The following is a 22,859-nucleotide window of genomic DNA, read 5'->3' as shown; positions in this document are numbered from 1 at the left end:
GCCGGTCGCTACGGCGTCACGCCGTGATGCACCGCGCACTGCTCGATCAGCTTGGCGCGGGTCGCCTCCAGACGGTGCGCGAGGATTTCGGTGATCAGACGGACCAGCGCGAAGCCGAGGGCCGGCTCCTCCTCGCACAGCGCCCGCACCGCGTCCGCGTCGAATTCGTAGGCGCGGACCGGGCTGAACGCCTCGGCGCCGAAGTCCCATTCGTGCGGCGGGAACAGCCAGGACCAGCCGAGCAGATCGCCGGGCCCCAGCGTGGCCACGGTGACGCGACGGCGGCCAGGCACCTTCAGGTCCAACGAGACCGACCCCGAGCGCAGCACCCAGAACCGGTCGGCGATGCCCCGCTCCTCGAAGATCCGGGTGTCCTGCTCGAACAGGGCCTCGCGGGCCAGCGTCATCAGGCGGTCACGGTGGTCCTGCGGCAACGCGGTCAGCAGGCGGGTCGCGAGGGTCATGGCCGGTGACCTCCTCCCCGGGGCGATCGCCCACGCCGGGCCGCGCGGGCGTGCGGACGTCCTCCTCCCATTGAAACCGCGCCGGGCCCGAGGGGCACCCCGAGGAGGCGGAGTGCCCGGTCAGAACAGCGGAGCGGCGAAGAGATCACGCAGCCAGCGGGCGCTCTCCGCGTCGCCGGGACGGCTCGTGCCGGACGCCCCGGGGAAGAGCCGGCCCCAGGATCGGGCCCGGCCGATCGCGCCGACCCGGCACGCCACCCGCGCCGCCCGCCGCAGCTCCGCCGCCGTGAGCCCGGCCCCCGTCCACGGCTCCAGATACGCGTCCCGCAGCCGCGGCAGCGCCTCGGGCCCGTAGCGCTCGCGGGCCGTGAGGACAGGAACCAGCAGGCTGCAGAAGGGGTGGGACACCGCCGCGTCGCCCCAGTCGAAGAAGGTGAAACGGCCGGGGCGCGAAGCGAAGAGCTGGCCGTCGTGCAGATCGGCGTGGTCGAGCGCGTCGGGGATCCCGGCGCCCGCCAGCTCCGTGCACCAGCCGACGAGCCGGGGCCGCCGCGCACGCAGTGCCGCGCGGCCGGCCGGATCCAGTGCGGTGTTCGCCGCGACGAGCCGGTCGAAGTCGTCGGGCAGCGCCACCGTCGGGGCATCGGGCACGCCGAGCGCCCGGATCTCCTCGGTGTACGGGACCAGCGTGCGCTGCATCTCGGCGTATTGCGCGAGCGGCGCCTCCCAGGCGCGCGGGCCGGATCCGTCGCGCCGGAGCACCTCGCGGAAGAGCGTGCCGCCGTCGGGGAGCAGCGACCAGCCGCGCCCGGCGTCGACGGCGAGCGGCTCCAGGACATGGCCGGGAACCCAGCGGGCCAGTGCGGCGGTCAGGCCCGCCTCGAAGGCGCCGGCCGGCGGACCGGCCTTGAACCACACGGCGCGGTCCACCGCGACGGACATCCGCACCAGCACGGACCACGGCCGCACCCGCACCGTCCGCGGCCCCCGCTCGCGCAGCCCGTGCGCGGCGAGCGCGCGCCGTGCCCAGCCGAGTGCGTCCGCCCGCCAGTCGGCCCGCTCCCACGGCGTCACCGCGTCCCGGTACCGTCCCCGGTCCACCGTCTCGGGAACCTCATGTCGCATGCGGCCATCCCTACCACCGTGCCCCCGGAGCCGTCCGCCGCTTTTCCCGGGCCGGAGTGCCACGTGGTGCCCCGCCGGGACCGGTATGGATCCGGGCGGGGAGCGGGTGGGCCCGGTGCCCTGACGCGTGCAGGCCGGAGTCGGTTCCGTGAGGACCGTCACGCCGGTTTCTCGCGTCCGGTGTCGACCGGATGCCCCGTGCCGGGCGTAAGAGGAGTGAAGCGAGAGATCCGGGAGTGGCTGTTGACCGTCGAGGAGTTCGAAGAGTTCTACGCCCAGGCGGTCGCGCGGCTCACGGGGCAGTTGTACGTGATGCTCGGCGACCTGCACGAGGCGCAGGACGTCGTGCAGGAGGCGTTCGTGAAGGGGTGGAGCCGGCGCAGGCAGCTGGACCGGGACGGCCGGCCCGAAGCGTGGGTCCGCACGGTCGCCTGGCGGCTGGCGGTGAGCCGTTGGCGGCTGCGGCGCCGTACGGCCGACGCCTGGCAGCGCAGTGGCGCCCCGCCCCATACCGAGGGGCCGGGGCCCGAACAGGTGGCGCTGGTCGCCGCGCTGCGCGAACTGCCGGCCAAGCAGCGCCGCACGATGACCCTGCACTACGTCTGCGACCTCACCGTCGAGCAGATCGCCGGGGAGACCGGACTCTCCGCCAGCACCGTCAAGACACATCTGGTCCGGGGGCGGACCGCGCTCTCCCACCGCCTCCAGGATCCGCGTACGGAGGAGGAGCACGGTGCCTGAGTCCCACGACCCGCTGAGGTCCCTGTTCCGGGACGCCGCCGCCGTCGGGCAGTCCCACGCCCGCCCGGCAGCCGTCTCGGTCATCGGCGAACGCGGCAGGCGCGCGCGCCGGCACCGGCTGGCCGTGCTCGCGGCCGTGGCCTGCCTGGTCCTCGCGGGCGGCGGCGCAGCCGCGGCCACGCTGCTGCCGGGCAACCCGCCGCCGGTCCTGCCCGCCACCACTCCCGCTCCCTCCAGGCCCCCGGCACCCGTACCGACCGACAGCGCCCCGCCGTCCGGTGCCCCGCTCCCGGGCACGAGCTGGAGCCCGAGCACGGCAGGAGCCCCCACCGGGACACCCACCGCTTCCGACCCCCCGTACGCCACCGGAGAGGCTTCCCGGGACACGACACCGCCCACCCTTCCCGCGCGCACCACCGCGCCGCCGACCTGACCCCCCACCGTTCCGCGACCCGCCCGCCGCCGGGCGATCCGGTACGCCCAGGAGAATGTGAAATGCCCGCTATATCCCACCGGTTGCGCGAGAAAGCACCGGTGCCCGCGCCACGGACCGCCGCACCGGAACACCCCCCGGCATCGCCAGGGGAGAGCACCGCAACCGGCCCCCGCCCCACCAGGACCGCGTCCCCCGGCCACCTCGTGTCCCGCCTCGCCGCCCGCCTCACCCCCGCCGACCGTGAGGTGCTGTGGCTCTACCTCCTGAGCCGCATCGGCGTGGCCGTCACCGCCTACTGCGCCAGGTGGCTCTTCCCCGGCGACCGCGCCACCCGCACCGCCGCCTCCGTCCTCTCGCCCTTCGAACGGTGGGACTGGGGCCACTTCCTGCACATCGCGCGCGACGGCTACTTCCCCGGGCACGCGGGGCCCTGGCAGGCAGGATGGGACAACCGGGAGGCGTTCTTCCCCGGCTTCCCGATGCTGCTCCGCGCCGTCCACGTCGTCGTCCCGTCCTGGGCCGCGGCCGGCCTGCTGATCTCCTTCGCCGCCGGTGCGGTGGCCGTCGTGGCGCTGGCCAGGATCGCCCGGCTGTACCTGCCCGAAGCGGGCGCGGGACGCCGCACCGTGCTGTTCTTCCTGCTCTCGCCCTGCGCGATCTTCCTCGCCGCCGGATACACCGAAGCCCTCTTCCTCGCCTTCGCCCTGCCCGCCTGGCTCACCGCCCAGCGCGGCAACTGGCGCCTGGCGGCCACCCTGACCGCCCTGGCCACCACCGTCCGGATCAGCGGAGGCTTCCTCGCCGCCGCCCTCGTCCTGCAGTACGTACTCACCTTCCGCGGCCACCGCGACCTCCGCGCGCTGCCCTGGCTGGCGCTGCCCGCCCTGCCCGCCTTCCTCTACAGCTGGTACCTCCAGGCGCACACCGGCGACTGGATGGCCTGGAAGAGCGCGCAGGAACGCGGCTGGTTCCGGGACTTCCACACCCCCTGGGAGGCATGGCAGCACACCTGGCAGGCGGCCTTCGACCACACCCAGAGCACCGGGTACGCCGCGATGTTCCAGGCCGAACTCCTGGCCATGGTCGCCGGACTGCTGCTGACCGGCCTGCTGATCAGGCGCCGCCGGTGGCCCGAAGCCCTCTACACCGGCCTCAGCCTGTGGGCGCTCGGTACCTCCTACTGGTACACGTCCATCCCCCGCGCCACCCTCCTGTGGTGGCCCCTGTGGATCGGCCTGGCCGCCTGGAGCCTGCGCAACCCGCGGATCAAGACCGTCTACCTGAGCCTGGCAGGACCCCTGACGACCGCCGTCGCCCTGACCTTCCTGACCGGACGCTGGGCCGGGTGACGACGGTCTGGCCGATGGCCTGCCGGACGGTGTCCGCTACGCGGCGACCGCGTCCGGCAGGCCATCGGGGCCGGACTCCCCGTCCTGCCCCAGCACCTGTTCCGCCCAGATGATCTTGCCGTCGGTGGTGTAACGGGTGCCCCAGCGGTGGGTGAACTGCGAGATCAGGAACAGTCCACGGCCGCCCTCGTCGGTCGTACGGGGATGCCGCAGATAGGGCGAGGTGCTGTTGCCGTCCCAGACCTCGCAGATCAGGGTGTGCTCCAGGATCAGCCGCAGCTGGATCGGCGCCGACCCGTACCGGATCGCGTTGGTGACCAGTTCGCTGACCACCAGCTCGGTGGTGAAGACCAGGTGCTCCAGGCCCCAGGCCGTCAGCTGCCGGGCGGCGGCCCCGCGCGCACGGGCGACGACCGAAGGATCGGCGGGCAGATCGAACGAGGCCCAGCGGTCCGCGGCCAGCCCCCGGGTGCCGGCCAGCAGCAGCGTGACGTCGTCGAAGGGCCGGGCGGACACCACACTGCCGATGACGCTCTCGCACAGCGCGGAGAGCGAGAGGCCCGGCGCTTCGAGCGCCCTGCGCAGCTGCCGCGCGCCGACGTCGCCGCTCCCGCCGGGCGCGCTCCCGGCGAGCAGCCCGTCCGTGTAGAGCGCGAGGACGCTGCCCTCGTCCACCGGCAACTCGACGGTCTCGAAAGGGAGTCCGCCGATGCCGAGGCGCGGTCCGACGGGCAGATCGGCGAAGGCGGCGGTGCCGTCGGGGGTGACCACGGCGGGCGGCGGGTGCCCCGCGCTGGCCATGGTGCAGCAGCGGCCGACCGGATCATAGATCGTGTACAGACAGCTGGAGCCCAGCGCATCGGATTCGTTGCCCGGCCGGTGCGTCACCATCTCGCCCTCGGACACCCTGCCCACCAAGTCGTCCAGATGGGCGAGGAGTTCGTCGGGCCGCAGGTCCAGGGCGGCGAGGGTCCGCACGGCGGTGCGCAGCCGGCCCATGGTGACGACGGCGTCGAGGCCGTGGCCCGATACGTCGCCGACCACCAGCGCTACCCGGGCGCCGGACAGCGCGATGACGTCGAACCAGTCACCGCCCGCGTCGGCCAGTTCGTCGGCGGGCCGGTAGGAGGTGGCGACGTCGACGGCCTCCTGCGGGGGGAGCCCGCTCGGCAGCAGGCTCTGCTGGAGGGCCAGGGCCGCCCCGCGCTCCCGGGTGTAGCGGCGGGCGTTGTCCATGCAGACGGCTGCGCGGGCGACGAATTCCTCCGCGAGCCGGAGATCGTCCGCACCGAACGGCGCGTCCTGCCGGCCGCGGAAGAAGGTGGCCACCCCCATCGTCACGTGTCCGACGCGGATCGGCACCACCATCGCGGTGTGCAGCCCGAGTTCACGGAATCCGGCGGGCCGGCTCGCGAGGCCGCCGGCGGCCCAGTCGGGGCCCTGCGGATCCAGCCGCTCGGTCCGCCAGGACCGGCCGTCCGCCAGCGCGCGGACCGGCGGCGACCCGGCGCGGTAGGTGACCGGATCCCCGGTCCCCGCCACCGCCTCCGGAACACCCTCCCGCAGCGACCGCTGCCCGGCGCGCCGCAGCACCACCGTGTCCTCGTCGCCGAGCGGCCCGCCGGGTGGTTCCCCGCCGCTGGTCACCGCGTCCAGCAGGTCGACGGCGACGAAGTCGGCGAGGTGCGGGACCGCCACGTCCGCCAGGTCCTGTGCGGTCCGCAGGACGTCCAGGGTGCGGCCGATGTACTGCCCGGCCCGGTCCAGCAGCGTCAGCCGCCGCCGGGACCGGTAGCGCTCGGTGATGTCGATGACCGTGTAACAGACGCCGATGGCCCGCCCGTCGGCGTCGTCGAGGCGGACGAACGACATCGAGTACGCGCGCTCCTCGTGCGGGTCCGAACGGGGCCGCCCGACGTGCTCGTGGTCGAGCTGCGGCACCCCGCTCTCCAGGACCTGCCGCATCCGCGCCTCCAGGGCCTCGGCGTCGAAACCGGGCTGGATCTCGCCCAGCCGGCGCCCGATCCGCCCCTGCGCACTCCCGCCGCCGAAGCGCTCCAGCGCGGAGTTGGACCATACGCACCGCAGGTCGGTGTCGACGACGGCCATGCCCACGGGCGACCTGTCCACGATCCGCTCCAGGACGGCACGGGTCATCGTCCACGCCGCTGCGGGCGGCGCCTCGCCCGCCAGGACCAGCCAGTGGGCCCGCCCGCCGCCGTCGGTGACCGGCGCCAGCTGCACATCGACGCGGAGCGGGCTGCCGTCAGGACGCAGCGCCGACACCAGCCCCCGCCAGCCGCCGTGCGCCCGGCACTCCGCCGCCAGCGCCGGTACCCGGGCCGCGTCGTCCGGGGCGAGCAGCTCGCTGATGTCCGTACCCAGGACACCGGCGGCCTCGCGGCCGAGCAGCCGTACGGCGCCGGGGGACCAGCTCTCGATCAGCCCGCGCGCGTCGAGCAGCAGGACGGCGGCGTCGGCCAGGGCGAGTGGCCTCTCCTGTCCGGCGTCGCCGTTCGCCTGGAGCTTCACCATCACAGCTGCCCGTCTCTGCGGAATGCGCGCCTTTCAGTCTAGTTTTCCCAGTTTGCTGGCGTTCTCGCGGTTCGGCACCTTACGCGCGTACCGGACCCCAGGACCGGGAGCGCCGGACGGCACGGGGCCAGGGCCCCGGCTCTCAGCTCACCGCCGGTGGCCGCCGCAGCACGTACAGGCCGACGCACACCGCCACGGCGATGACGCAGCCCGCGAAGGCCAGGCCCGCGCCGCGCAGCCCCAGGCTCAGGGAGAGCGCCCCGACCCCGACGACCGGCAGCGAGATGCCCAGGTAGGCGGCCAGGAAGAACGCCGAGATGGTGCCGCCCCGGTGCTCGGGCGGCGCGGCGTCGCTCACCGAGGTCAGCCCGGCGCGGAAGGCCAGGCCCTGGCCGATGCCGCCGCACACCGCCCCGGCGACCAGCACCGGAAGCGACTGCACCACGAGCGACGTGGCCACCAGCACCAGCCCCGCCACCAGCACCAGGCACCCGCCGGGCAGCGCCCTGCGGACCCCCAGCCGCCCGGTCAGCGCCTGCCCCGCCGTCGACCCGAGGAACACCGTGAAGACGACCGCACCGGAGACGGCCAGGTTGTGCACGCCCAGCGTCTCGCCGACGAAGCTCGGGGCCACCGCGGTGAACAGCCCCAGCAGCGCGAATCCGGCGAACGCGGCGACCGCCGACGGCGCGAACACCCCCCGCACCTCCGGCGGCAGCCGCAGCCCCTCGGGCCGCAGCCGACGCGGTCGCCGGGGCGCCGCCACGGTCTCCGCCAGCCGCCAGGTCAGCACCGCCGCCACCCCCAGCAGCACCAGATGCACCAGGAACGGCAGCGTCAGCGGCCACGGCGCGTACTGGGCCAGCAGCCCCGAGAGCAACGGACCGCAGCCGAGCCCGCCCATGTTCGCCGCCGTCGCGGCGAAACCGGCCCGCGCTCGGTGGCCGGGCCCGGCCAGCTCCAGCACGGCGGCGGTGGCCGCACCGCTGAACAGGCCCGCGGCGAACCCGGACAGCACCCGGCCGAGCAGCAGCAGCGGCAGCCCGCCCTCGCACACGAAACACAGCGCACTGGCCGCGGAAAGCCCCAGCGCGCACAGCAGCACCGGCCGCCGCCCCACCTCGTCCGACACATTGCCGGCGAGCAGCAGCACGGTGATGACACCGACGGCGTACGCGGCGAAGACCACGGTCACCATCAGTTCAGAGAACGCCAGCTCGGCGCGGTAGAGCCCGTACAGGGGGGTGGGCAGCGTCGTGCCCGCCATGCCGATGGCGAACACGGCGGCGGCTGCCGCACAGCCCGGATGCCGGCCCTGATCCCTGCGACTGATCATGGTCGCAACAGTAGGATCGATCCGCGCTCCGCGCCGTCGAGCGCTTGCCCGCGGACCCGGTGGCTCCGGGCCCGCGGACGGATCAGGCGGTCAGCAGCTCGTGCAGCGCCAGCGGCGTCACATAGCCGGGCCAGCGGCCGTCGTCGAAGAGATGCATCCCGGCGTCCTGGTAGCACTGGTCGACGAGTTGGGAGCAGATCATGTGCCCGGTGGCGGCGACGTAGCGGCGCAGCCCCGGGACGTTGAGGTGGATGCGGTGGGTGGCGATCGCCAGGTAGTCGAGGAAGCTGTACGGCACGCCCACGTACTTCAGGGCCGCGGCACAGACGTCCGCGCGGTGCTGCGGCGAGTATTCCGGCGGACTGACATACAGCACGTCGGCGTCCGCGTACGAGTCGAGCCGGGCGATGCGCGCCCCGCCCGGTTCCGCTTCCAGGAGCTGTCCGTCGGGCAGCACCAGGAAGGCGTGCTGGTAGTCGGCGAAGCCGTTGCCGTTCAGCCACTGGCCGATGCGGATCAACCGGCCGGCCGTGCCGGGTATCTGGGTGAGCCCTATGTCGCCGGGCTGGGGTTCGGAATGAATCATGTGCGGCTCCGGGAGACCCGAAAAAGTTGGATTCCTGGAGGTCATACCCATATCCGCAGGTGATGGACCGTCATGGGAAGGATGGGGGCGTTGAGTTGGGCGGGCGCGACGGTCCGCGGGTGCCCGGCGTGACCGGTGGGGCCCGCCGCGCCCTCGTGACCTGCGGATGCGGGCCCGGTGCCGCCGACCTAGGCTCTCGTTATGGTCATCGACCGGCGCATGCTGCTGCGCGGCATGGGCAAGGCGGTGGTGGTGGGCGCATCGGGCGCCGCTCTCGCCGTCGGTGCCTCGGCCGGGCCGTCCGGCGGCCGGGGCACGGACCGCCCCGGGGGCCTGCCCGACTCGCCGCTCGCCACGGCCCGCCCCGCCATCACGCCGCGCACGGCCTGGCAGGCAGCCGAACCGGTACGACGGGAGCATGCCGCGCTGCACGCCGACGCGGTGAAAGCCGTCTTCCTCCACCACACGGGCAACGCGAACGACTACGCGCGGCGGGACGTCCCCGGCCTCATCCGGGCCGTCTACGAGGACCACGTCGGCAGCCGCCACTGGGACGACATCGGCTACAACTTCCTCGTCGACCGCACCGGAACCATCTACGAGGGACGGGCCGGCAGCATCGAAGGGCCCGAAGTCGGCGCGCACACCGAGGGTTTCAACATCGGCACCGTCGGCATCGCGGCCATCGGCGACTACGCGGGCGACGCCGAGGTGCCGGGGGCGCTGCTGAACGCCGTGGCCCGGATCGCCGCGTGGAAACTCGGCATGTACGGGGTCGACGCCCGCGGCACGGCGGTGCTGTTCTCGTCGAACGACCGCAGCAGGTTCCCCAAGGGCAGCCGCTGCGTCTTCCGCGCCATATCGGGACACCGCGACGGCTTCGTGACGACCTGTCCGGGCGCGGCCCTCTACGCGCACCTGCCGCAGATCCGCGACCGCGCCGCCCGCCTCCAGCGGCGGAGCGGGCCGTCCGCCCGCCGCCCCGCCTGAGCACCGGCGCAGAGCCGGCGCCGGGAGATCAAGACCCGGCGGTCACCGGCGAGTTGCCCCGGTCGCCCACCGAGTCCTTGCCCGCCGACTTCGGAATCGGCCGGTCCGCCCGCAGCGCCTTCCAGACCTGCTGCGACGCCTTGTCCAGCGGCAGCACCCGGTCCGGGTTCTGCGGGTCGTAGGTGACCGGCATCGTGACCATGTTCATGTTCTCGGGGCCGATGCCCTTGAGGTCCTTCGCCAGGCCCAGCAGCTTGCCGGTGGAGGCCAGTCCCGAGTCGGCCCTGACGGTCCGGGTCGCCGTGTCCGCGAGGCCGTAGAGCTGGGCCGGGTTGCTGAACAGGCCGATGCTGTCGATCCGTTGGGTCAGCGCCTTGACGAACGCCTGCTGGAGCTGGATGCGGGCGAGGTCGCTGCCGTCGCCGACGCCGTGCCGGGTGCGGACCAGGCTCAGCGCCTGCTCGCCCTTGAGGTGGTGGGTGCCGGCGCTCAGGTCGAGCTTGCTGTCGGCGTCCTTGACGGCCTTCTGCGTGGTGACGTCCACGCCGCCCAGCTCGTCGATGATCTTCTTGAAGCCGGTGAAGTCGACTTCCAGGTAGTGGTCCATGCGGACGCCGGACATCTTCTCGACCGTCTTCACGGTGCAGCCGGGGCCGCCCACCTGGTACGACTCGTTGAACATCGCCTGCCGGGCGGCCGGTGCGGTGCCGCCCTGCGAGGTCGGGCACTGCGGACGGTCCACCATGGTGTCCCGCGGAATGCTGACGACGCTCGCCTTGTCGTGGGACTTGTCGACGTGCAGCACCATCGTCGTGTCGGACCTGGCGCCGCTGACGCCGCTCCCGTACTCGCCGTGCGTGCCCGCCCGCGAGTCGGAGCCCAGCAGGAGGATGTTCATGGCGCCGTTGTGCGCCCCGCCTGGCCGGTCCTTGCCGAGGGCCGCGTCGATGTCGACGCCCTGGAGGTTGCCGTCGAGGTGCGCCCAGAGATAGGCGGCACCCGACCCTCCGATGACCAGGACGCCCAAGGCGGTCCAGGCGGTGACCCGCAGTGCCTTGCGCCGCGGGCGCCGCTTCGTGTGCGGTCCGTCGCCGGCCGGCACGTGGCCGGCAGGCTCCGGGGTGTCGCTCCCGCTCTCGTGCGGCATCTGCAGTCCGTTTCTACGTACGCGTCACTGGGTGCGCGAGGGCTCAGTACGCCGAGTCGACGTTGTCGATGGAGCCGTACTTGTCGGCGGCGTACTGGGCAGCCGCGGTGATGTTGGCGACCGGGTCGGTCAGGTCGTTGGCGGTGCCGGAGACGTGGTACGCGTCGAAGGTCGGCTGGATGACCTGGAGCAGGCCCTTGGAGGGCGTGCCGTTCTGGGCGTTGACGTCCCAGTCGTTGGCCGCCTCCGGGTTGCCACCGGACTCGCGCATGATGTTGCGGTGCAGGCCCTCGTAGCTGCCCGGGATGCCCTTGGACTTCATGATGTCGAGGGACTGCTGGATCCAGCCGTCCAGGTTGCCGGACGAGGAGCCCTGACCGGCCTTGGCGGCGGAGTTCGCCTGCGCGGTGACACCGGCGGCGGAGACGGTGGCGGCGGCGACGCCGTGCGAGGCCGGCTCGGCGGCGTGCGCGGGGGAGGGCGCGACGGTGAGCGCGGCGGCTGCGGCACCCAGTGCGGCGACGCCGGTGACGGCGAGCTTACGGAAGCGCGTGCTGGTGGCGGTGCGGGTGGTGGCGGTCATGCAGCAGTACCTCTTCGTTCGGTGATGGGACGTGCCCCGGGTTCCTTGCGCCGGCGTCTTGCGCTGTACGCGGTGGGCCCGATCGGCAGCGGCGGGCGATTCCCGCCGGGTCCGGCGATCGGCTTCCCGGGACGTCAGCCATGGTTAGCGAACCGGACGGATCAGGGCAATGCCCGCCCGTACTACCCCATGACGTAGCGGAGGCCGCATGACGGACACCCACCCGTCGTGGGCCCCGGCGCCGCCCGCGCCCCGTCTACTACCGCGCCCCGTACGTGACGGACGACCTATGGGCGGGCTCACAGCCGACGGCCCCCACGGGCGTCTCCAGAGCCCCGGAATGTGGCCGTGCGTCGCCCCCTCGTCGCCCTCCGCATCCCGCGAAAGGGCCCCCGGCAGCCGCCCCCGGGCCACCGCACGCCGAACGAGGCGCGGGCCGGCCCCCGGGATGCCCCGGTGACCGGCCCGCACCCGGCGGGTCAGGCGGTGGGAGCGCCGGAAACCCTGCGCTCGCCGCCGTTGCGCCGGTGCCACGCCCGGTACACGTCGGTGGCCGCGGTACGGGGCTCGTGCCGCATCGGCAGCCGCCGCTCGGTGTGGTCCTTGGCGAACTCGCCGTAGAAGGTGTCCAGTTCGAAGTACTTGCGGTCGTCGACGTAGTACGGCTCGTAGGCGTCGCGGGTGGTGAGGAAGACGACCTCGTCGGGGCTGCAGTAGTACAGCGAGCCCAGGCACATCGGGCACGGGTGGGCGAGGACGTAGATCGTGCTGCCGGTCAGGTGCTCGGTGCCCAGGCTCCGGCACGCCTCGCGGATGGCGAGGATCTCCGCGTGCGCGGTGGGGTCATGGGTCTGGGCGACGAGGTTGGGGCTCTCGGCCAGGATCCTGCCGTCCTTGACGATGACGGTGGCGAAGGGGCGGCCACCTTCCTCGACGTTGCGGCGGGCGAGGTCGATGGTGCGCTGGGCGAAGTCCATGGGAAGTCTCCGGGATCGGGTCGTGGGGCCGGCCGGCGTCGGCCGGCGACGGGGGAGCGGGCCGGGAGGACGCCCGGCCCGCCCCGCCGCGATCAGAACGGCTTGGTCGGCAGGTACTTGCCGTCGAGGGTGATCACCGCGCGCTCGCCGCCCTCGGGGTCGGCGACCTTCTTGACGTCGAGCTTGAAGTTGATCGCGCTGATGATGCCGTCGCCGAACTGCTCGTGGATCAGGGCCTTGAGGGTGGTGCCGTAGACCTGGAGCATCTCGTGGAAGCGGTAGATGGTCGGGTCGGTCGGCACGCCCGAGGGCTGCGAGCCGCGGGTGGGGATGGTCGCGAGCAGCATCGCCGCGTCCTCATCGAGGCCGAGCAGCTCGGCGACGGCGGTGGCGGCGGGCGCGGGCAGGGCGTGCTGGCCCAGCACCGCGGCGGTGACGAACGCGACCGACAGGCCCGCGGCGTCGGCGAGTTGCTGCCAGGAGAGGTCCTTGCGGGTCTTGGCCTCCACGGCGGCGATGGCCAGGTTCTGCCGTGCGGTCGGGTCGAACTGTGCGTGGATCATGCGGGTTTCCTTTCGGGGTGTCCGGCCCGGCGGATCAGGGTGCCGGGCCGGGGGTTCGGGGGGTGGCGGAGCCGCGTCGTGGTCAGGGTGCGACGGGCTCAGGCCGGCCGCTCGCCGGGTCGAGTTCTTCGACGGTGCCGGTGGCGATGTCGTAGACCCAGCCGTGCAGGGAGACCGCGCGCCGCCGCAGGGCACGGGCCACCGAGGGGTGGGTGGCCAGGTTCGCGAGCTGGGCGATGACGTTCCGGCGTACCCACGCGGCCACTTGGTCCGCGTCGCCGTCCGGTTCCGCGCCCTCGGGTGCGGTGTCAGGCCGGGCGGCCTCCGCGTGCCGCAGCCAGCCGGCGGTCATCGGCAGCGCCGTCATCTCGTGGCCGTCGGCGAGCGCGGTCATCGCGCCGCAGCCGGAGTGCCCGCACACCACGATGCCGGTCACTCCCAGCACCTCCACGGCGTACTCGATGCCGGAGGCCACACTGTCCCCGCCCGGCGCATGGGCCGGTACGAGGTTGCCCACGGTCCTGATGACGAACAGCTCTCCCGGCTCGCTGTGCGTGATCAGCTCCGGTACGACACGGGCGTCGGAACAGCTGATGAACAAGGTGGTGGGCCGGTGCCTGCCGGCGAGCCCGGCGAACAGGGGGGCCTTGGCCGGGAAGACCTCCTGCTGGAAGGTCTTCACGCCCGCTGCGAGGTCGTGCACGGTGACTCCCTTCGGTGCGCACCGGTGGTGTCCGGTGGTTGTCGGCCGGAGAGGCTGACGAAATCCACCCTGCACGACCTGCACCTATAGCGTCCAAGACGTAATAGCCATCGCATCTATTGCTCGCGTCTATGGCTGGGTCCGGCGTGGTCGGCTCCGGCCTGCCGGGCGCCGGAAGTCGTGCGTCCGGTTCCTGGTTCGCCGCCCGCTATCGAGGCTTTTTCCCGTCTGATCCCCACCCGTCGAGGGCGGTGCGAAGGTGCCTGTGCGCGGATGATCAAGGACCTTTTGCAGGTTTAAAACGATCACTGTCACTCGTCCGTGTTCATTGTCGCGGTGATACCCGGATCCGTTTCCCGGTGGCCGGTTCCGGACCCTAGTGTGATCAACAGTTCAACGGGGTCCGCCCTGCCCGGCTCGCCCGCAGGCCCGCGCCCCCCATACCCCCCTACCTGCACATACTCAACTCCCGCCCGGCGTACGGGACTTGCCGCGTCCGCGGCGCGGAGTGAGTGGTGCGCAATCGTCTTGAAGAGGAGCGTCGGATGTCGATCGATGCCGGCACCGAGGAACAGCACGGCCCGCAGCAGAGCCTGGGAACCGCGGCGGCGCGGAACCTCGCGACCACCACCAAGTCCGCGCCGCAGATGCAGGGCATCACCTCGCGCTGGCTGCTGCGGATGCTGCCCTGGGTGCAGACGGCGGGCGGCGCCTACCGGGTCAACCGGCGGCTGACCTACACGGTCGGCGACGGCCGCATCGACTTCAACCAGACCGGCTCCCGAGTCGCCGTCATCCCCCGCGAGTTGGGGGAGCTCGCCGCCCTGCGCGGCTACGACGAGGACGACGTGCTCGCCACGCTCGCCGGCCGGTTCGTCCAGCGCGAGGTCGAGCCGGGCGAGGTCCTGGCCGAGCAGGGCAGCCCCGCCGACCAGGTCTTCCTGCTCGCCCACGGACGCGTCAACAAGCTGACCGACGGCCGCTACGGAGACCAGGCCGCCCTCGGAGTGCTCGCCGACGGCGACCACTTCGGCGCCGACGGCCTGCTCGACTCCGACGCGGTCTGGGAGTACACCGCCAAGGCGGCCACCGCGGGCACCGTCCTGACGCTGTCCCGCCGCGAGTTCGACGCCGTCCTGGACGGATCCCCGTCCCTCCAGGCCCACATCCGCGAGTTCCGCGCGCTGCCGCAGCAGCGGCAGAACAAGCACGGCGAGGCCGAGATCGCCCTGTCGTCGGGCCACGTCGGTGAACCGATTCTGCCCAGCACCTTCGCCGACTACGAACTCTCGCCCCGCGAGTACGAGTTGAGCGTCGCGCAGACCGTGCTGCGGGTGCACACCCGGGTCGCCGACCTCTACAACGAGCCGATGGACCAGACCGAGCACCAGCTGCGGCTGACCATCGAGGCGCTGCGCGAGCGCCAGGAGCACGAGCTGATCAACAACCGGGAGTTCGGCCTCCTCCACAACGCCGACTACCGCCAGCGCATCCAGACCCACTCCGGCCCGCCGACCCCGGACGACCTCGACGAGCTGCTCAGCCGCCGCCGCGGTTCGAAGTTCTTCCTCGCCCACCCGCGCACCATCGCCGCCATCGGCCGCGAGATGAACTCCCGCGGCCTCTACCCCGACCACGTCGACCTGAACGGCAACCAGGTCCCCGCCTGGCGCGGCGTCCCCCTGCTGCCCTGCAACAAGATCCCGATCACCAAGGAGCGCACCAGCTCCGTGCTCGTCCTGCGTACCGGCGAGGACGACCAGGGCGTCATCGGCCTGCACCAGACCGGCCTGCCGGACGAGTACGAGCCCGGCCTGTCCGTCCGGTTCATGGGCATCAACGAGAAGGCGATCATCTCCTACCTCGTCAGCACCTACTACTCGGCCGCGGTCCTGGTCCCGGACGCGCTCGGCGTGCTGGAGAACGTCGAGATCGGCCGCGGCCGGGAGTAACCGGAAACCGCGGACGAGACGAACAGAGGTGAGGCGCAGATGACACAGCCCTTCAGGCTTCCGGAGTTCTACGAGCCGTATCCGGCACGGCTCAACCCGCATCTGGAAGCGGTACGCAGCCATTCCAAGGCGTGGGCCCGTGAGATGGAGATGATCGAAGGGTCGGGTATCTGGGACGAGCGTGACTTCGACGCCCATGACTACGCCCTGCTCTGCGCCTACACCCACCCGGACGCGCCGGCCGCGGAGTTGGCGACGGTGACCGACTGGTACGTGTGGGTCTTCTTCTTCGACGACCACTTCCTGGAGAGCTTCAAGCGGAGCCAGGACATGGCAGGGGCGAAGGCGTACCTGGACCGGCTGCCCGCCTTCATGCCGGTCGACCCCGTCGCCGCCGGACCCGAACCGGTCAACGCGGTCGAGCGCGGCCTGGCCGACCTGTGGCAGCGCACCGTGCCCGCCATGTCGCAGGACTGGCGGCGCCGCTTCGCCGAGAGCACCCAGCACCTGCTCGAAGAGTCGCTGTGGGAACTGGCGAACATCCAGGTCGGCCGGGTCGCCAACCCCGTCGAGTACATCGAGATGCGCCGCAAGGTCGGCGGCGCCCCCTGGTCCGCAGGGCTCGTCGAATACGCGGCGGGAGCCGAGGTCCCGGCCGCGGTGGCCGCCAGCCGGCCCCTGCGGGTGCTGAAGGACACCTTCTCCGACGCGGTGCACCTGCGGAACGACCTCTTCTCCTACCAGCGGGAGATCGAGGAGGAGGGCGAACTCTCCAACGGCGTCCTGGTCTTCGAGAAGTTCCTCGGCTGCACCACCCAGCAGGCGGCCGACGCGGTCAACGACCTGCTGACCTCCCGGCTCCACCAGTTCGAGCACACCGCGGTCACCGAACTGCCGCCGCTGTGCGCGGAGTACGCCCTGGACCCGGCCGCCTGTGCCGACATCGCCGCGTACGTCAAGGGGCTCCAGGACTGGCAGTCCGGCGGCCACGAGTGGCACCTGCGCTCCAGCCGCTACATGAACGACGCCGCGTCCTCGGGTGCGGCAGCGGGCCCCGGCGGGCTGTCCGCTGCGGGCGCCCGCGTGCTGGGCGGCCCGACGGGTCTGGGAACGTCGGCGGCCCGGATAGCCGCCTCGCTGGCGGCCACGATGCCGGCCAGGGTCAGGCGCCACACCCACGTGCCGTTCCAGGTCGTCGGCCAGGTCGCCATCCCCGAACTGCACATGCCCTACACCACCCGGCTCAGCCCGCACCTGGCCGCCGCGCGCGAGAACGTGGTGGGCTGGGCGCACCGGATGGGCATGCTGGACGGCCTGCCCGGCACCACCGCGTCCGCCTCCGCCTTCCCCGAACCCGGCATCTGGGACGAACACAAGCTCCGCGCCTTCGATTTCGCGCTGTGCTCGGCGGGCATCCACCCCGACGCGTCCCTGGAAGAACTCGACCTCACCACGGGCTGGCTCACCTGGGGCACCTACGGGGACGACTACTATCCCGCGGTCTTCGGACGTACCCACGACCTGGCGAGCGCCCAGCTCTGCACCGAACGGCTGTCGGCCTTCATGCCGGTGGAGTCCGCCGGCGACGTGCCGCCACCGGCGAACGCCCTGGAGCGCACACTGGCCGACCTGTGGGCCCGCACGGCAGGACCCATGACCGTCGCGGCCAGGCGCACCTTCCGCCGCACCATCGAGGACATGACGGGCAGTTGGCTGTGGGAGCTGGCCAACCACCGGGAGAACCGCATCCCCGACCCCGTCGACTACGTCGAGATGCGCCGCAAGACCTTCGGCGCCGACCTCACCATGAGCCTGTCGCGCCTCGGGCACGGCAGGACGGTCCCGCCGGAGATCTACCGCTCCCGCCCGATCCAGGCCATGGAGAACGCGGCGGCGGACTACGCGGGGCTGCTCAACGACCTGTTCTCGTACCAGAAGGAGATCCAGTTCGAGGGCGAGGTGCACAACGCGGTCCTCGTCGTCCAGAACTTCTTCGACTGCGGCCTCCAGGAAGCCCTCGGCGTCGTCAACGACCTGATGACCTCCCGGATGCGCCAGTTCGAGCACATCGTCGGCGTCGAACTCCCCGCCCTGTTCGACGAGTTCCGCCTCGGCACCGCGGCCCGCGCCACGCTGACCGGGTACGCGGAGGAACTCAAGAACTGGCTCGCCGGGATCCTCACCTGGCACGAGGACTGCCACCGCTACGAGGAGGCGGAACTCCGCCGCCCCGTCGGCAGCCCGGTGCGCCGCCTCGCGGGACCGCGGGGCCTCGGCACCTCCGCCGCCCGCATCGGCCGGAGCACACGGGTGCCGGTGCGGTGAAACCGGTGCGGGTCCGCGGGCCCGGCAGGGCCTTGCGGACCCGCACTCGCGGCCGGTCCTGGCAGCCGTCGCGGCACGGGGCGGGACGGCTACTGGCCGGCCGAGGCCAGCGGCGGGGGACCGGGCCTGGGCACGGGCGGCGGCTGCTGAACGGCCGCCGCCCACGCCGCGAGCAGTTGCTCGTACTCGGCCTGTTCCTCGGGCCCCAGGGGCCGGCCTGCCCGGTCGGACATGAACGCCCTGATTTCGGCGTTCACGTCGGCCAAGGACCGGGAAGGAACCGGTCGCGATGCAGGAGTCGGGCACATGGTGTGCATAGTATGTGGAGATTCGGTAAGTAGCCCAGTGGATATCGCGCCGTTGTGCAAAGACCAAGACCGGCCGCACTCGCGGGCCGCACCCACGGCCCGCATCGCCGCTCATCAGCCGTACCGGGCCGCAGCGTTGACCCTCGCCTCGTACGGAGCCCGCGGCCGGGATCCGCGACCGTCCCCCGTGGAACGAGCGACACCCTAGAATGAGCGCTCCGGACGGACGGAGAGCGGCAGTGGTGATGGGCATCGAAGGCGAAGGCGGCGCGGCGGACCCGTCCGCCGAGGTGCTGACCGAGGCAGCCGCGATGTTCGGGCTGCTGGCATCGCCCCCGCGGCTGCACATCGTGTGGGCGCTCGCACAGGGGGAGAGCGACGTCAGCGGGCTCGCCGAGCGGATCGGCGGGGCGCTGCCCGCGGTGAGCCAGCATCTGACGAAGCTGAAACTCGCCGGACTCGTACGGTCCCGCCGCGAAGGCCGCCGGGTCGTCTACCTGGTCGACGACCCCGATGTCGTGGCGGTGGTGCGACTCCTCGTCGTGCAGCTGGCCGCCCGCGCCGGGCAGGCACTTCCGGCACCGCTCCGTGACGTCGGTGCCTGAGACATCCGAGGCGACCGGAACCGGCCCACCGTCCCGCGATCAGGCGCGGACGCGGCCGGTCACGAACCTGCCGGCCGGCTCCGGAGCGAGCGGACCGGCCGCGCTCACCACCCACCACCTGATGCGTCTGCTGGACAGCGGGCCGCGCGGCCTGACCGAGCAGCAGGCCGACGAACGGCTGGCACGCGACGGTGAGAATACCGTCCCCGCCTGGCGGCCGATCTCCTGGCCGCGGCGCTTCCTCCGCAGCGTGCGCGACCCGTTCACCACGGTCCTGCTCTGCCTCGGCCTGGTGTCGGCGGCCGTCGCCTCCTGGGGCACCGCCTGCGTGATCCTGGTCCTCGTCGTGGTCAGCTGCGTCCTGCGCTCCGGCGGCGAGCACCACGCCAGCCGGTCGATGGCCGCGCTGCGCGAGATGGTCGCCACCACGGCGTCCGTCCAGCGGCGCACGGACGACGCGTCGCCGCCCATGGCGCGCGAGATCCCGGTGGAACAACTCGTCGTCGGCGACGTGATCAGACTGGGCGCGGGCGACCTCGTCCCGGCCGATGTACGGCTGCTGCGGGCGAGCGGGCTGACCGTGCACCAGGCGGCGCTGACCGGCGAGTCCGTACCGGTGCCGAAGTACGCCGTCGACGATCCGGGGGGCGGCGACGCGGAGCCGGAGCCGGGGCACATGTGCTTTCAGGGCAGCAGCGTCGCGTCCGGGAGCGGGACGGCGCTGGTGGTGGCCACCGGCGCGGCCACCCGGTTCGCCGCCGCCTACCGCGGCGCCGCGCGGCGCCGCGGCGAGACGGCGTTCGACCGCTCGGTCCACGGCATCGCCTGGACCCTGATCCGCTTCATGCTGCTGACCCCGCCGCTGGTCCTGATGGCCGACGCCGCGGTGCGCGGGCGGGGGCTTGAGACCCTGCCGTTCGCGGTCGCGGTGGCGGTCGGGCTGACCCCCGAGATGCTGCCGGTCATCGTGACCGCCGCGCTGGCCAGGGGCGCGTCCGCGCTCGCCCGCACCAGCGCGGTGATCGTCAAACGGCTGCCCGCGCTGCACGACCTCGGGGCGATGGACGTCCTGTGCCTCGACAAGACCGGCACCCTGACGCAGGACCGGCCGGTGGTGGAACGGACCGCCGACGCACGCGGGCGCCCCGACCCCGGCGTGCTGAGCTGGGCGGCCGTCAACAGCTTCTGGACCCTCGAACTGGCCGAACTGCCCGCCCCCGACTCGCTGGACGAGGCGATCCTGGACGCCGCGGAAGAACACGGCGCCGACCCCATGGCCTACGAGGGTGTGGCGGCCCTCCCGTTCGACCCGGCCAGGCGGCTCGCCACCGCCGTCGTCCGCCGCCCCGGGCGGCACGGAACCCGCACGCTCGTCGTCAAGGGCGCGGCCGAGGACGTCATCGACCGCTGCGGGCGGACCGCCGTCGACGGCGTGGAAGCCCCGCTCGACGAAGCCGGGCGGGCGCGGCTGCTCCGTTTCGCCGCCGACGAGGCGGCCGGCGGCCTGCGCCTGCTCGCCGTCGCGCTCGCCGAACGGCCCGCCCGCAACGGCCCCTACCGGGACGCCGACCTGCGCGGCCTGGTCTTCATCGGCTTCGTCGCCTTCCGCGACGCCCTCGCGCCGTCCGCCGCCGACGCGCTGGGGGTCATCGCCCGGCGCGGCGTGACGGTGAAGGTGCTCACCGGCGATCACCCCGGCACCGCGGCACGGGCCTGCCGGGATCTCGGCCTGGAGCCGGGCGAGGTCCTCACCGCCGACCGGCTCGGCCATCTGTCGGGAAAGCCGCTCGCCGAGGCCGTCGAAGGCGCCACGGTCGTGGCCCGCTGCACGCCCCGGGACAAGGCCCGCATCGTGGCCGCACTCCGGGAGAGCGGCCGGACCCCCGGCTTCCTCGGCGACGGCGTCAACGACCTGCCCGCGCTGCACGCGGCCGATGTCGGGATCTGCCCCCGGGGAGCGGTGACCGTCGCCCGCGAAGGCGCCGACGTCGTGCTCGCGGAGAAGGACCTCACCGCCATCGACCGCGCGATCACCGCCGGACGCCGCAGCAGCGGCAACATCGCCGCCTACCTGCGCATCACCCTCTCGTCCAACCTCGGCAACGTCATCGCCATGCTCTCCGCCGGCCTGCTGCTGCCGTTCCTGCCGATGCTGCCGGCCCAGGTCCTGGTGCAGAACCTCTGCTTCGACGCGGCCCAGCTCGCCTTCGCCTTCGACCGCCCGGCGCCCGCCGCGGTACGCAGGCCGTCCGCGCTGCGCCCGCGCCCCTTCCTCCGCTTCATCACCGCCTTCGGCCTGCTCAACGCCACCGCCGACCTGGCCACCTTCGCGGTACTCGCCTTCACCCTGCACACCACGGCGGGTTCCGGCGCCCCGGAGGTGTTCCACGCCGCGTGGTTCACCGAGAACCTCCTGACCCAGGCGATGGTGATGCTGCTGCTGCGCGGCGGGCGCCGCGCGGCGGAGGGCCGTACGGCGGGCCCGATCCAGATCGCCGTCACCGCCCTCGCGGTGATCGGCGTCCTGCTCCCGCTCTCGCCGCTGGGCCCGCTGCTGGAGATGGCGCCGCCGCCCGCGCTGTACTACCTGCTGCTGGCGGCGGTCCTCACGCTGTACGGCGCGGCGCTGGCGGCGGTCAGGGCCCGGTACGCGCGCCGCGAGGGCTGAAGCGCGGCCTGAAAATGAGCGACCGTCACACGGGAGAGGCCGGAGCGGCCAGGACCCCAGGGCGAACCGGCGCTCCCCAGGAGGATTTCGCGTTGTGGCGGACGGAGATCACGCAGCGCTTCGGTCACCACATGGGAGGTCAGCAGGCGGTCGATTCCGTCGGACACCGGTAGGTGGGTGAGCTCCGGGTCGTCGGTCTCCGAGGGCCGGGCCTGACGGGCCCGGTGCCCGTCTGTGACGAGGTTGCGCAGCACGGCAGACCCACCCCGGAGTAACCTGTCAATCGACTTGATGGAGTTAGCCGGGAAGGTGGGTCCGTGCTGGACGACCAAGCGCTGATGCAGGCGCTGAACAGTGCCCCTGTCGTGGATGGCCGATGCCAGGACCTGTGGCGTGACGACCATGAGGTGGACAGGTGGGCGCGGGAGCACGGCGGTCGCGGCGGCGAGGAGGAGCGCCGGTGGCTGCGCACCGCACGGGACGCGCTCCAGGCGGTGGAGTCGGGCACGTCGGCCGAGCCCCGTCTGCGCGGAGTCCTCGCGGGCGTCCGCAAAGTCCCGCAGCCCGGCGCGTCGGGCATCGAGTGGCGCCTGGAGGTGCCGCCGGAGCGCAGGCTCGCCGTGGAACTCGTGCTCGCGTGGGCGGACGTCAAAGAGCGCATGCCCGGCCGTCTGCGGCCGTGCGGGAACCCAGAATGCCGCCTCTTCCTACTGGACCGCAGCCGTGCCAACACCGCACGATGGTGCTCCATGAAGACCTGCGGGAACCGGCTCAAAGCCCGCCGGCATCAGGCTCGGGCGCGGGAGACCCCGCAAGCCGAGTAGCGCGCCGGCGCCTTCGGCGAAGAGTGCCGGAGTGCCACCCTTCGCCCGGCACGTCGAGCCCGAGCTCAATCGGACGGCGTGACCGGGGACCTCATGCCGAGCCACTGCTCGGCGTCGTAGGCATGGAACCGCTCCACCTCGACGAACCCCAGCTTCGCCGCGAGGCGCATCGAGCGGATGTTGGCGGTCTGGGTGGCGAGCACCACTGGTTCGCCGGGAAGCGCGCCGGCGAACCAGTCGAGTGCCGCGGCGCACGCCTCGGCGGCGTATCCGTGTCCCCACGCCTGCGGCAGGAACAGGTAGCCGAACTCGGCCTTCCCGGCGGCCTTACGAAGGCGCCCCGCTTCTCTGGTGAGCATGATCTGGCCGATCATCGCTCCGTCGAGATCGACGGTGAAAAGGCCGGGACGTCGGCCGGGCGCCCCGGGCATCTCGCGCTCGATGTCGTCACGCGGACGAGGGCCACCGAGGTAGGTGTTCACCTCTGGCGAGGCCAGCAGCTCGATGACCGCCGCACGGTCCCGGGCCTCGGGCTCACGGAGCACGAGCCGCTCGGTCCTGATCGGGGCAGGTGGCCAGGCGACGGGTCCGAGTGCAGTCATGCCGACCAGCTAATCAGCGGGCCCGTCAATGATCAAGACG

The 22,859-nt window shown here is 72.8% G+C and carries 21 protein-coding genes; 9 read left to right on the top strand and 12 right to left on the bottom strand.

Annotated elements, in window-relative coordinates; all coding sequences use genetic code 11:
* Positions 1 to 8: 8 nt before the first annotated feature.
* Both ACIBK8_RS23695 and ACIBK8_RS23690 read right to left on the bottom strand, forming a co-directional pair.
* Positions 9 to 464, bottom strand: a complete 456-nt coding sequence (locus ACIBK8_RS23695) for a cyclic nucleotide-binding domain-containing protein (protein WP_393680784.1) — start codon at positions 462 to 464, stop codon at positions 9 to 11.
* A gap of 120 nt (positions 465 to 584) precedes the next feature.
* Positions 585 to 1,589, bottom strand: a complete 1,005-nt coding sequence (locus ACIBK8_RS23690; protein ID WP_399043810.1) for an aminoglycoside phosphotransferase family protein — start codon at positions 1,587 to 1,589, stop codon at positions 585 to 587.
* A gap of 243 nt (positions 1,590 to 1,832) precedes the next feature.
* Here ACIBK8_RS23690 and ACIBK8_RS23685 point away from each other — a divergent pair, with 243 nt between their 5' ends.
* The 3 genes from ACIBK8_RS23685 to ACIBK8_RS23675 all read left to right on the top strand — a co-directional run bounded on the left by ACIBK8_RS23685 (position 1,833) and on the right by ACIBK8_RS23675 (position 4,115).
* Positions 1,833 to 2,330 carry a SigE family RNA polymerase sigma factor gene (locus ACIBK8_RS23685; protein ID WP_399043970.1) on the top strand — a complete coding sequence of 166 codons (498 nt, stop codon included), beginning with the start codon at positions 1,833 to 1,835 and terminating at the stop codon, positions 2,328 to 2,330.
* Positions 2,323 to 2,763, top strand: coding sequence for a hypothetical protein (locus tag ACIBK8_RS23680; RefSeq protein WP_399043809.1), 441 nt, complete (start codon positions 2,323 to 2,325; stop codon positions 2,761 to 2,763). Before ACIBK8_RS23685 ends, ACIBK8_RS23680 begins: the two co-directional genes overlap by 8 nt.
* 62 nt (positions 2,764 to 2,825) lie before the next feature.
* The gene (locus ACIBK8_RS23675; protein ID WP_399043808.1) at positions 2,826 to 4,115 is read left to right on the top strand and encodes a mannosyltransferase family protein; all 1,290 of its coding nucleotides are present in this window, start codon (positions 2,826 to 2,828) and stop codon (positions 4,113 to 4,115) included.
* Positions 4,116 to 4,151: 36 nt separating this feature from the next.
* Here ACIBK8_RS23675 and ACIBK8_RS23670 read toward each other — a convergent pair whose 3' ends face one another.
* The 3 genes from ACIBK8_RS23670 to ACIBK8_RS23660 form a co-directional block, all read right to left on the bottom strand.
* A complete protein-coding gene (locus tag ACIBK8_RS23670; protein ID WP_399043806.1) occupies positions 4,152 to 6,650 on the bottom strand; it encodes a SpoIIE family protein phosphatase in 2,499 nt (832 codons plus the stop codon).
* Positions 6,651 to 6,792: 142 nt separating this feature from the next.
* A complete protein-coding gene (locus ACIBK8_RS23665; protein WP_399043805.1) occupies positions 6,793 to 7,986 on the bottom strand; it encodes an MFS transporter in 1,194 nt (397 codons plus the stop codon).
* Positions 7,987 to 8,068: 82 nt separating this feature from the next.
* Positions 8,069 to 8,572, bottom strand: coding sequence for a hypothetical protein (locus ACIBK8_RS23660; protein WP_399043803.1), 504 nt, complete (start codon positions 8,570 to 8,572; stop codon positions 8,069 to 8,071).
* Between the two features lie 201 nt (positions 8,573 to 8,773).
* On the opposite strand from ACIBK8_RS23660, the gene ACIBK8_RS23655 reads away from it, so the two are divergent.
* Entirely contained in the window at positions 8,774 to 9,562 is a 789-nt protein-coding gene (locus ACIBK8_RS23655) for an N-acetylmuramoyl-L-alanine amidase (RefSeq protein WP_399043802.1), read from the top strand.
* Between the two features lie 28 nt (positions 9,563 to 9,590).
* Here ACIBK8_RS23655 and ACIBK8_RS23650 read toward each other — a convergent pair whose 3' ends face one another.
* The 5 genes from ACIBK8_RS23650 to ACIBK8_RS23630 all read right to left on the bottom strand — a co-directional run bounded on the left by ACIBK8_RS23650 (position 9,591) and on the right by ACIBK8_RS23630 (position 13,535).
* Positions 9,591 to 10,709 carry an LCP family protein gene (locus ACIBK8_RS23650; RefSeq protein WP_399043801.1) on the bottom strand — a complete coding sequence of 373 codons (1,119 nt, stop codon included), beginning with the start codon at positions 10,707 to 10,709 and terminating at the stop codon, positions 9,591 to 9,593.
* 43 nt (positions 10,710 to 10,752) lie between these two features.
* A complete protein-coding gene (locus ACIBK8_RS23645) occupies positions 10,753 to 11,292 on the bottom strand; it encodes a transglycosylase SLT domain-containing protein (protein ID WP_399043800.1) in 540 nt (179 codons plus the stop codon).
* A gap of 479 nt (positions 11,293 to 11,771) precedes the next feature.
* The gene (locus ACIBK8_RS23640) at positions 11,772 to 12,269 is read right to left on the bottom strand and encodes a nucleoside deaminase (protein WP_393680770.1); all 498 of its coding nucleotides are present in this window, start codon (positions 12,267 to 12,269) and stop codon (positions 11,772 to 11,774) included.
* A 92-nt stretch (positions 12,270 to 12,361) separates the two neighbouring features.
* Positions 12,362 to 12,832, bottom strand: coding sequence for a cyanase (gene cynS, locus ACIBK8_RS23635; RefSeq protein WP_399043798.1), 471 nt, complete (start codon positions 12,830 to 12,832; stop codon positions 12,362 to 12,364).
* Positions 12,833 to 12,914: 82 nt separating this feature from the next.
* Positions 12,915 to 13,535 carry a carbonic anhydrase gene (locus tag ACIBK8_RS23630; protein WP_399043796.1) on the bottom strand — a complete coding sequence of 207 codons (621 nt, stop codon included), beginning with the start codon at positions 13,533 to 13,535 and terminating at the stop codon, positions 12,915 to 12,917.
* A gap of 545 nt (positions 13,536 to 14,080) precedes the next feature.
* Between ACIBK8_RS23630 and ACIBK8_RS23625 the strand changes: the two genes are divergently transcribed.
* Positions 14,081 to 15,487 (top strand): family 2B encapsulin nanocompartment shell protein, encoded by a 1,407-nt coding sequence (locus tag ACIBK8_RS23625; RefSeq protein ID WP_399043795.1) that lies wholly within the window; start codon positions 14,081 to 14,083, stop codon positions 15,485 to 15,487.
* A gap of 39 nt (positions 15,488 to 15,526) precedes the next feature.
* Entirely contained in the window at positions 15,527 to 17,812 is a 2,286-nt protein-coding gene (locus ACIBK8_RS23620) for a family 2 encapsulin nanocompartment cargo protein terpene cyclase (RefSeq protein WP_399043793.1), read from the top strand.
* Positions 17,813 to 17,901: 89 nt separating this feature from the next.
* On the opposite strand, the gene ACIBK8_RS23615 is transcribed toward ACIBK8_RS23620, so the two are convergent.
* The gene (locus tag ACIBK8_RS23615; protein ID WP_399043792.1) at positions 17,902 to 18,045 is read right to left on the bottom strand and encodes a hypothetical protein; all 144 of its coding nucleotides are present in this window, start codon (positions 18,043 to 18,045) and stop codon (positions 17,902 to 17,904) included.
* A 320-nt stretch (positions 18,046 to 18,365) separates the two neighbouring features.
* Between ACIBK8_RS23615 and ACIBK8_RS23610 the strand changes: the two genes are divergently transcribed.
* From ACIBK8_RS23610 to ACIBK8_RS23600, 3 genes are all read left to right on the top strand, one after another.
* On the top strand, positions 18,366 to 18,725 hold the full coding sequence (locus tag ACIBK8_RS23610; protein ID WP_399043969.1) for an ArsR/SmtB family transcription factor: 360 nt from the start codon (positions 18,366 to 18,368) through the stop codon (positions 18,723 to 18,725).
* Positions 18,709 to 21,393, top strand: coding sequence for a magnesium-translocating P-type ATPase (gene mgtA / locus ACIBK8_RS23605; RefSeq protein ID WP_399043791.1), 2,685 nt, complete (start codon positions 18,709 to 18,711; stop codon positions 21,391 to 21,393). Before ACIBK8_RS23610 ends, mgtA begins: the two co-directional genes overlap by 17 nt.
* Positions 21,394 to 21,710: 317 nt before the next feature.
* Positions 21,711 to 22,217, top strand: a complete 507-nt coding sequence (locus ACIBK8_RS23600; RefSeq protein WP_399043790.1) for a CGNR zinc finger domain-containing protein — start codon at positions 21,711 to 21,713, stop codon at positions 22,215 to 22,217.
* Between the two features lie 65 nt (positions 22,218 to 22,282).
* On the opposite strand, the gene ACIBK8_RS23595 is transcribed toward ACIBK8_RS23600, so the two are convergent.
* Positions 22,283 to 22,819 carry a GNAT family N-acetyltransferase gene (locus ACIBK8_RS23595; RefSeq protein ID WP_399043788.1) on the bottom strand — a complete coding sequence of 179 codons (537 nt, stop codon included), beginning with the start codon at positions 22,817 to 22,819 and terminating at the stop codon, positions 22,283 to 22,285.
* Between the last annotated feature and the right edge of the window lie 40 nt (positions 22,820 to 22,859).

It is taken from the genome of Streptomyces sp. NPDC050161 (assembly GCF_044460025.1).
Taxonomy (GTDB): Bacteria; Actinomycetota; Actinomycetes; order Streptomycetales; family Streptomycetaceae; genus Streptomyces.
This window is presented reverse-complemented; position numbering and strand designations above follow the sequence as displayed.

What these genes read in the sequence shown, in the direction of transcription:
- ACIBK8_RS23695 (WP_393680784.1), bottom strand. Translation starts at nt 464, where the DNA reads ATGACCCTCGCGACCCGCCTGCTGACCGCGTTGCCGCAGGACCACCGT.
- ACIBK8_RS23690 (WP_399043810.1), bottom strand. Translation starts at nt 1,589, where the DNA reads ATGCGACATGAGGTTCCCGAGACGGTGGACCGGGGACGGTACCGGGAC.
- ACIBK8_RS23675 (WP_399043808.1), top strand. Translation starts at nt 2,826, where the DNA reads ATGCCCGCTATATCCCACCGGTTGCGCGAGAAAGCACCGGTGCCCGCG.
- ACIBK8_RS23670 (WP_399043806.1), bottom strand. Translation starts at nt 6,650, where the DNA reads ATGGTGAAGCTCCAGGCGAACGGCGACGCCGGACAGGAGAGGCCACTC.
- ACIBK8_RS23665 (WP_399043805.1), bottom strand. Translation starts at nt 7,986, where the DNA reads ATGATCAGTCGCAGGGATCAGGGCCGGCATCCGGGCTGTGCGGCAGCC.
- ACIBK8_RS23660 (WP_399043803.1), bottom strand. Translation starts at nt 8,572, where the DNA reads ATGATTCATTCCGAACCCCAGCCCGGCGACATAGGGCTCACCCAGATA.
- ACIBK8_RS23655 (WP_399043802.1), top strand. Translation starts at nt 8,774, where the DNA reads ATGGTCATCGACCGGCGCATGCTGCTGCGCGGCATGGGCAAGGCGGTG.
- ACIBK8_RS23650 (WP_399043801.1), bottom strand. Translation starts at nt 10,709, where the DNA reads ATGCCGCACGAGAGCGGGAGCGACACCCCGGAGCCTGCCGGCCACGTG.
- ACIBK8_RS23645 (WP_399043800.1), bottom strand. Translation starts at nt 11,292, where the DNA reads ATGACCGCCACCACCCGCACCGCCACCAGCACGCGCTTCCGTAAGCTC.
- ACIBK8_RS23640 (WP_393680770.1), bottom strand. Translation starts at nt 12,269, where the DNA reads ATGGACTTCGCCCAGCGCACCATCGACCTCGCCCGCCGCAACGTCGAG.
- cynS (WP_399043798.1), bottom strand. Translation starts at nt 12,832, where the DNA reads ATGATCCACGCACAGTTCGACCCGACCGCACGGCAGAACCTGGCCATC.
- ACIBK8_RS23625 (WP_399043795.1), top strand. Translation starts at nt 14,081, where the DNA reads ATGTCGATCGATGCCGGCACCGAGGAACAGCACGGCCCGCAGCAGAGC.
- ACIBK8_RS23620 (WP_399043793.1), top strand. Translation starts at nt 15,527, where the DNA reads ATGACACAGCCCTTCAGGCTTCCGGAGTTCTACGAGCCGTATCCGGCA.
- ACIBK8_RS23615 (WP_399043792.1), bottom strand. Translation starts at nt 18,045, where the DNA reads ATGTCCGACCGGGCAGGCCGGCCCCTGGGGCCCGAGGAACAGGCCGAG.
- ACIBK8_RS23610 (WP_399043969.1), top strand. Translation starts at nt 18,366, where the DNA reads ATGGGCATCGAAGGCGAAGGCGGCGCGGCGGACCCGTCCGCCGAGGTG.
- ACIBK8_RS23595 (WP_399043788.1), bottom strand. Translation starts at nt 22,819, where the DNA reads ATGACTGCACTCGGACCCGTCGCCTGGCCACCTGCCCCGATCAGGACC.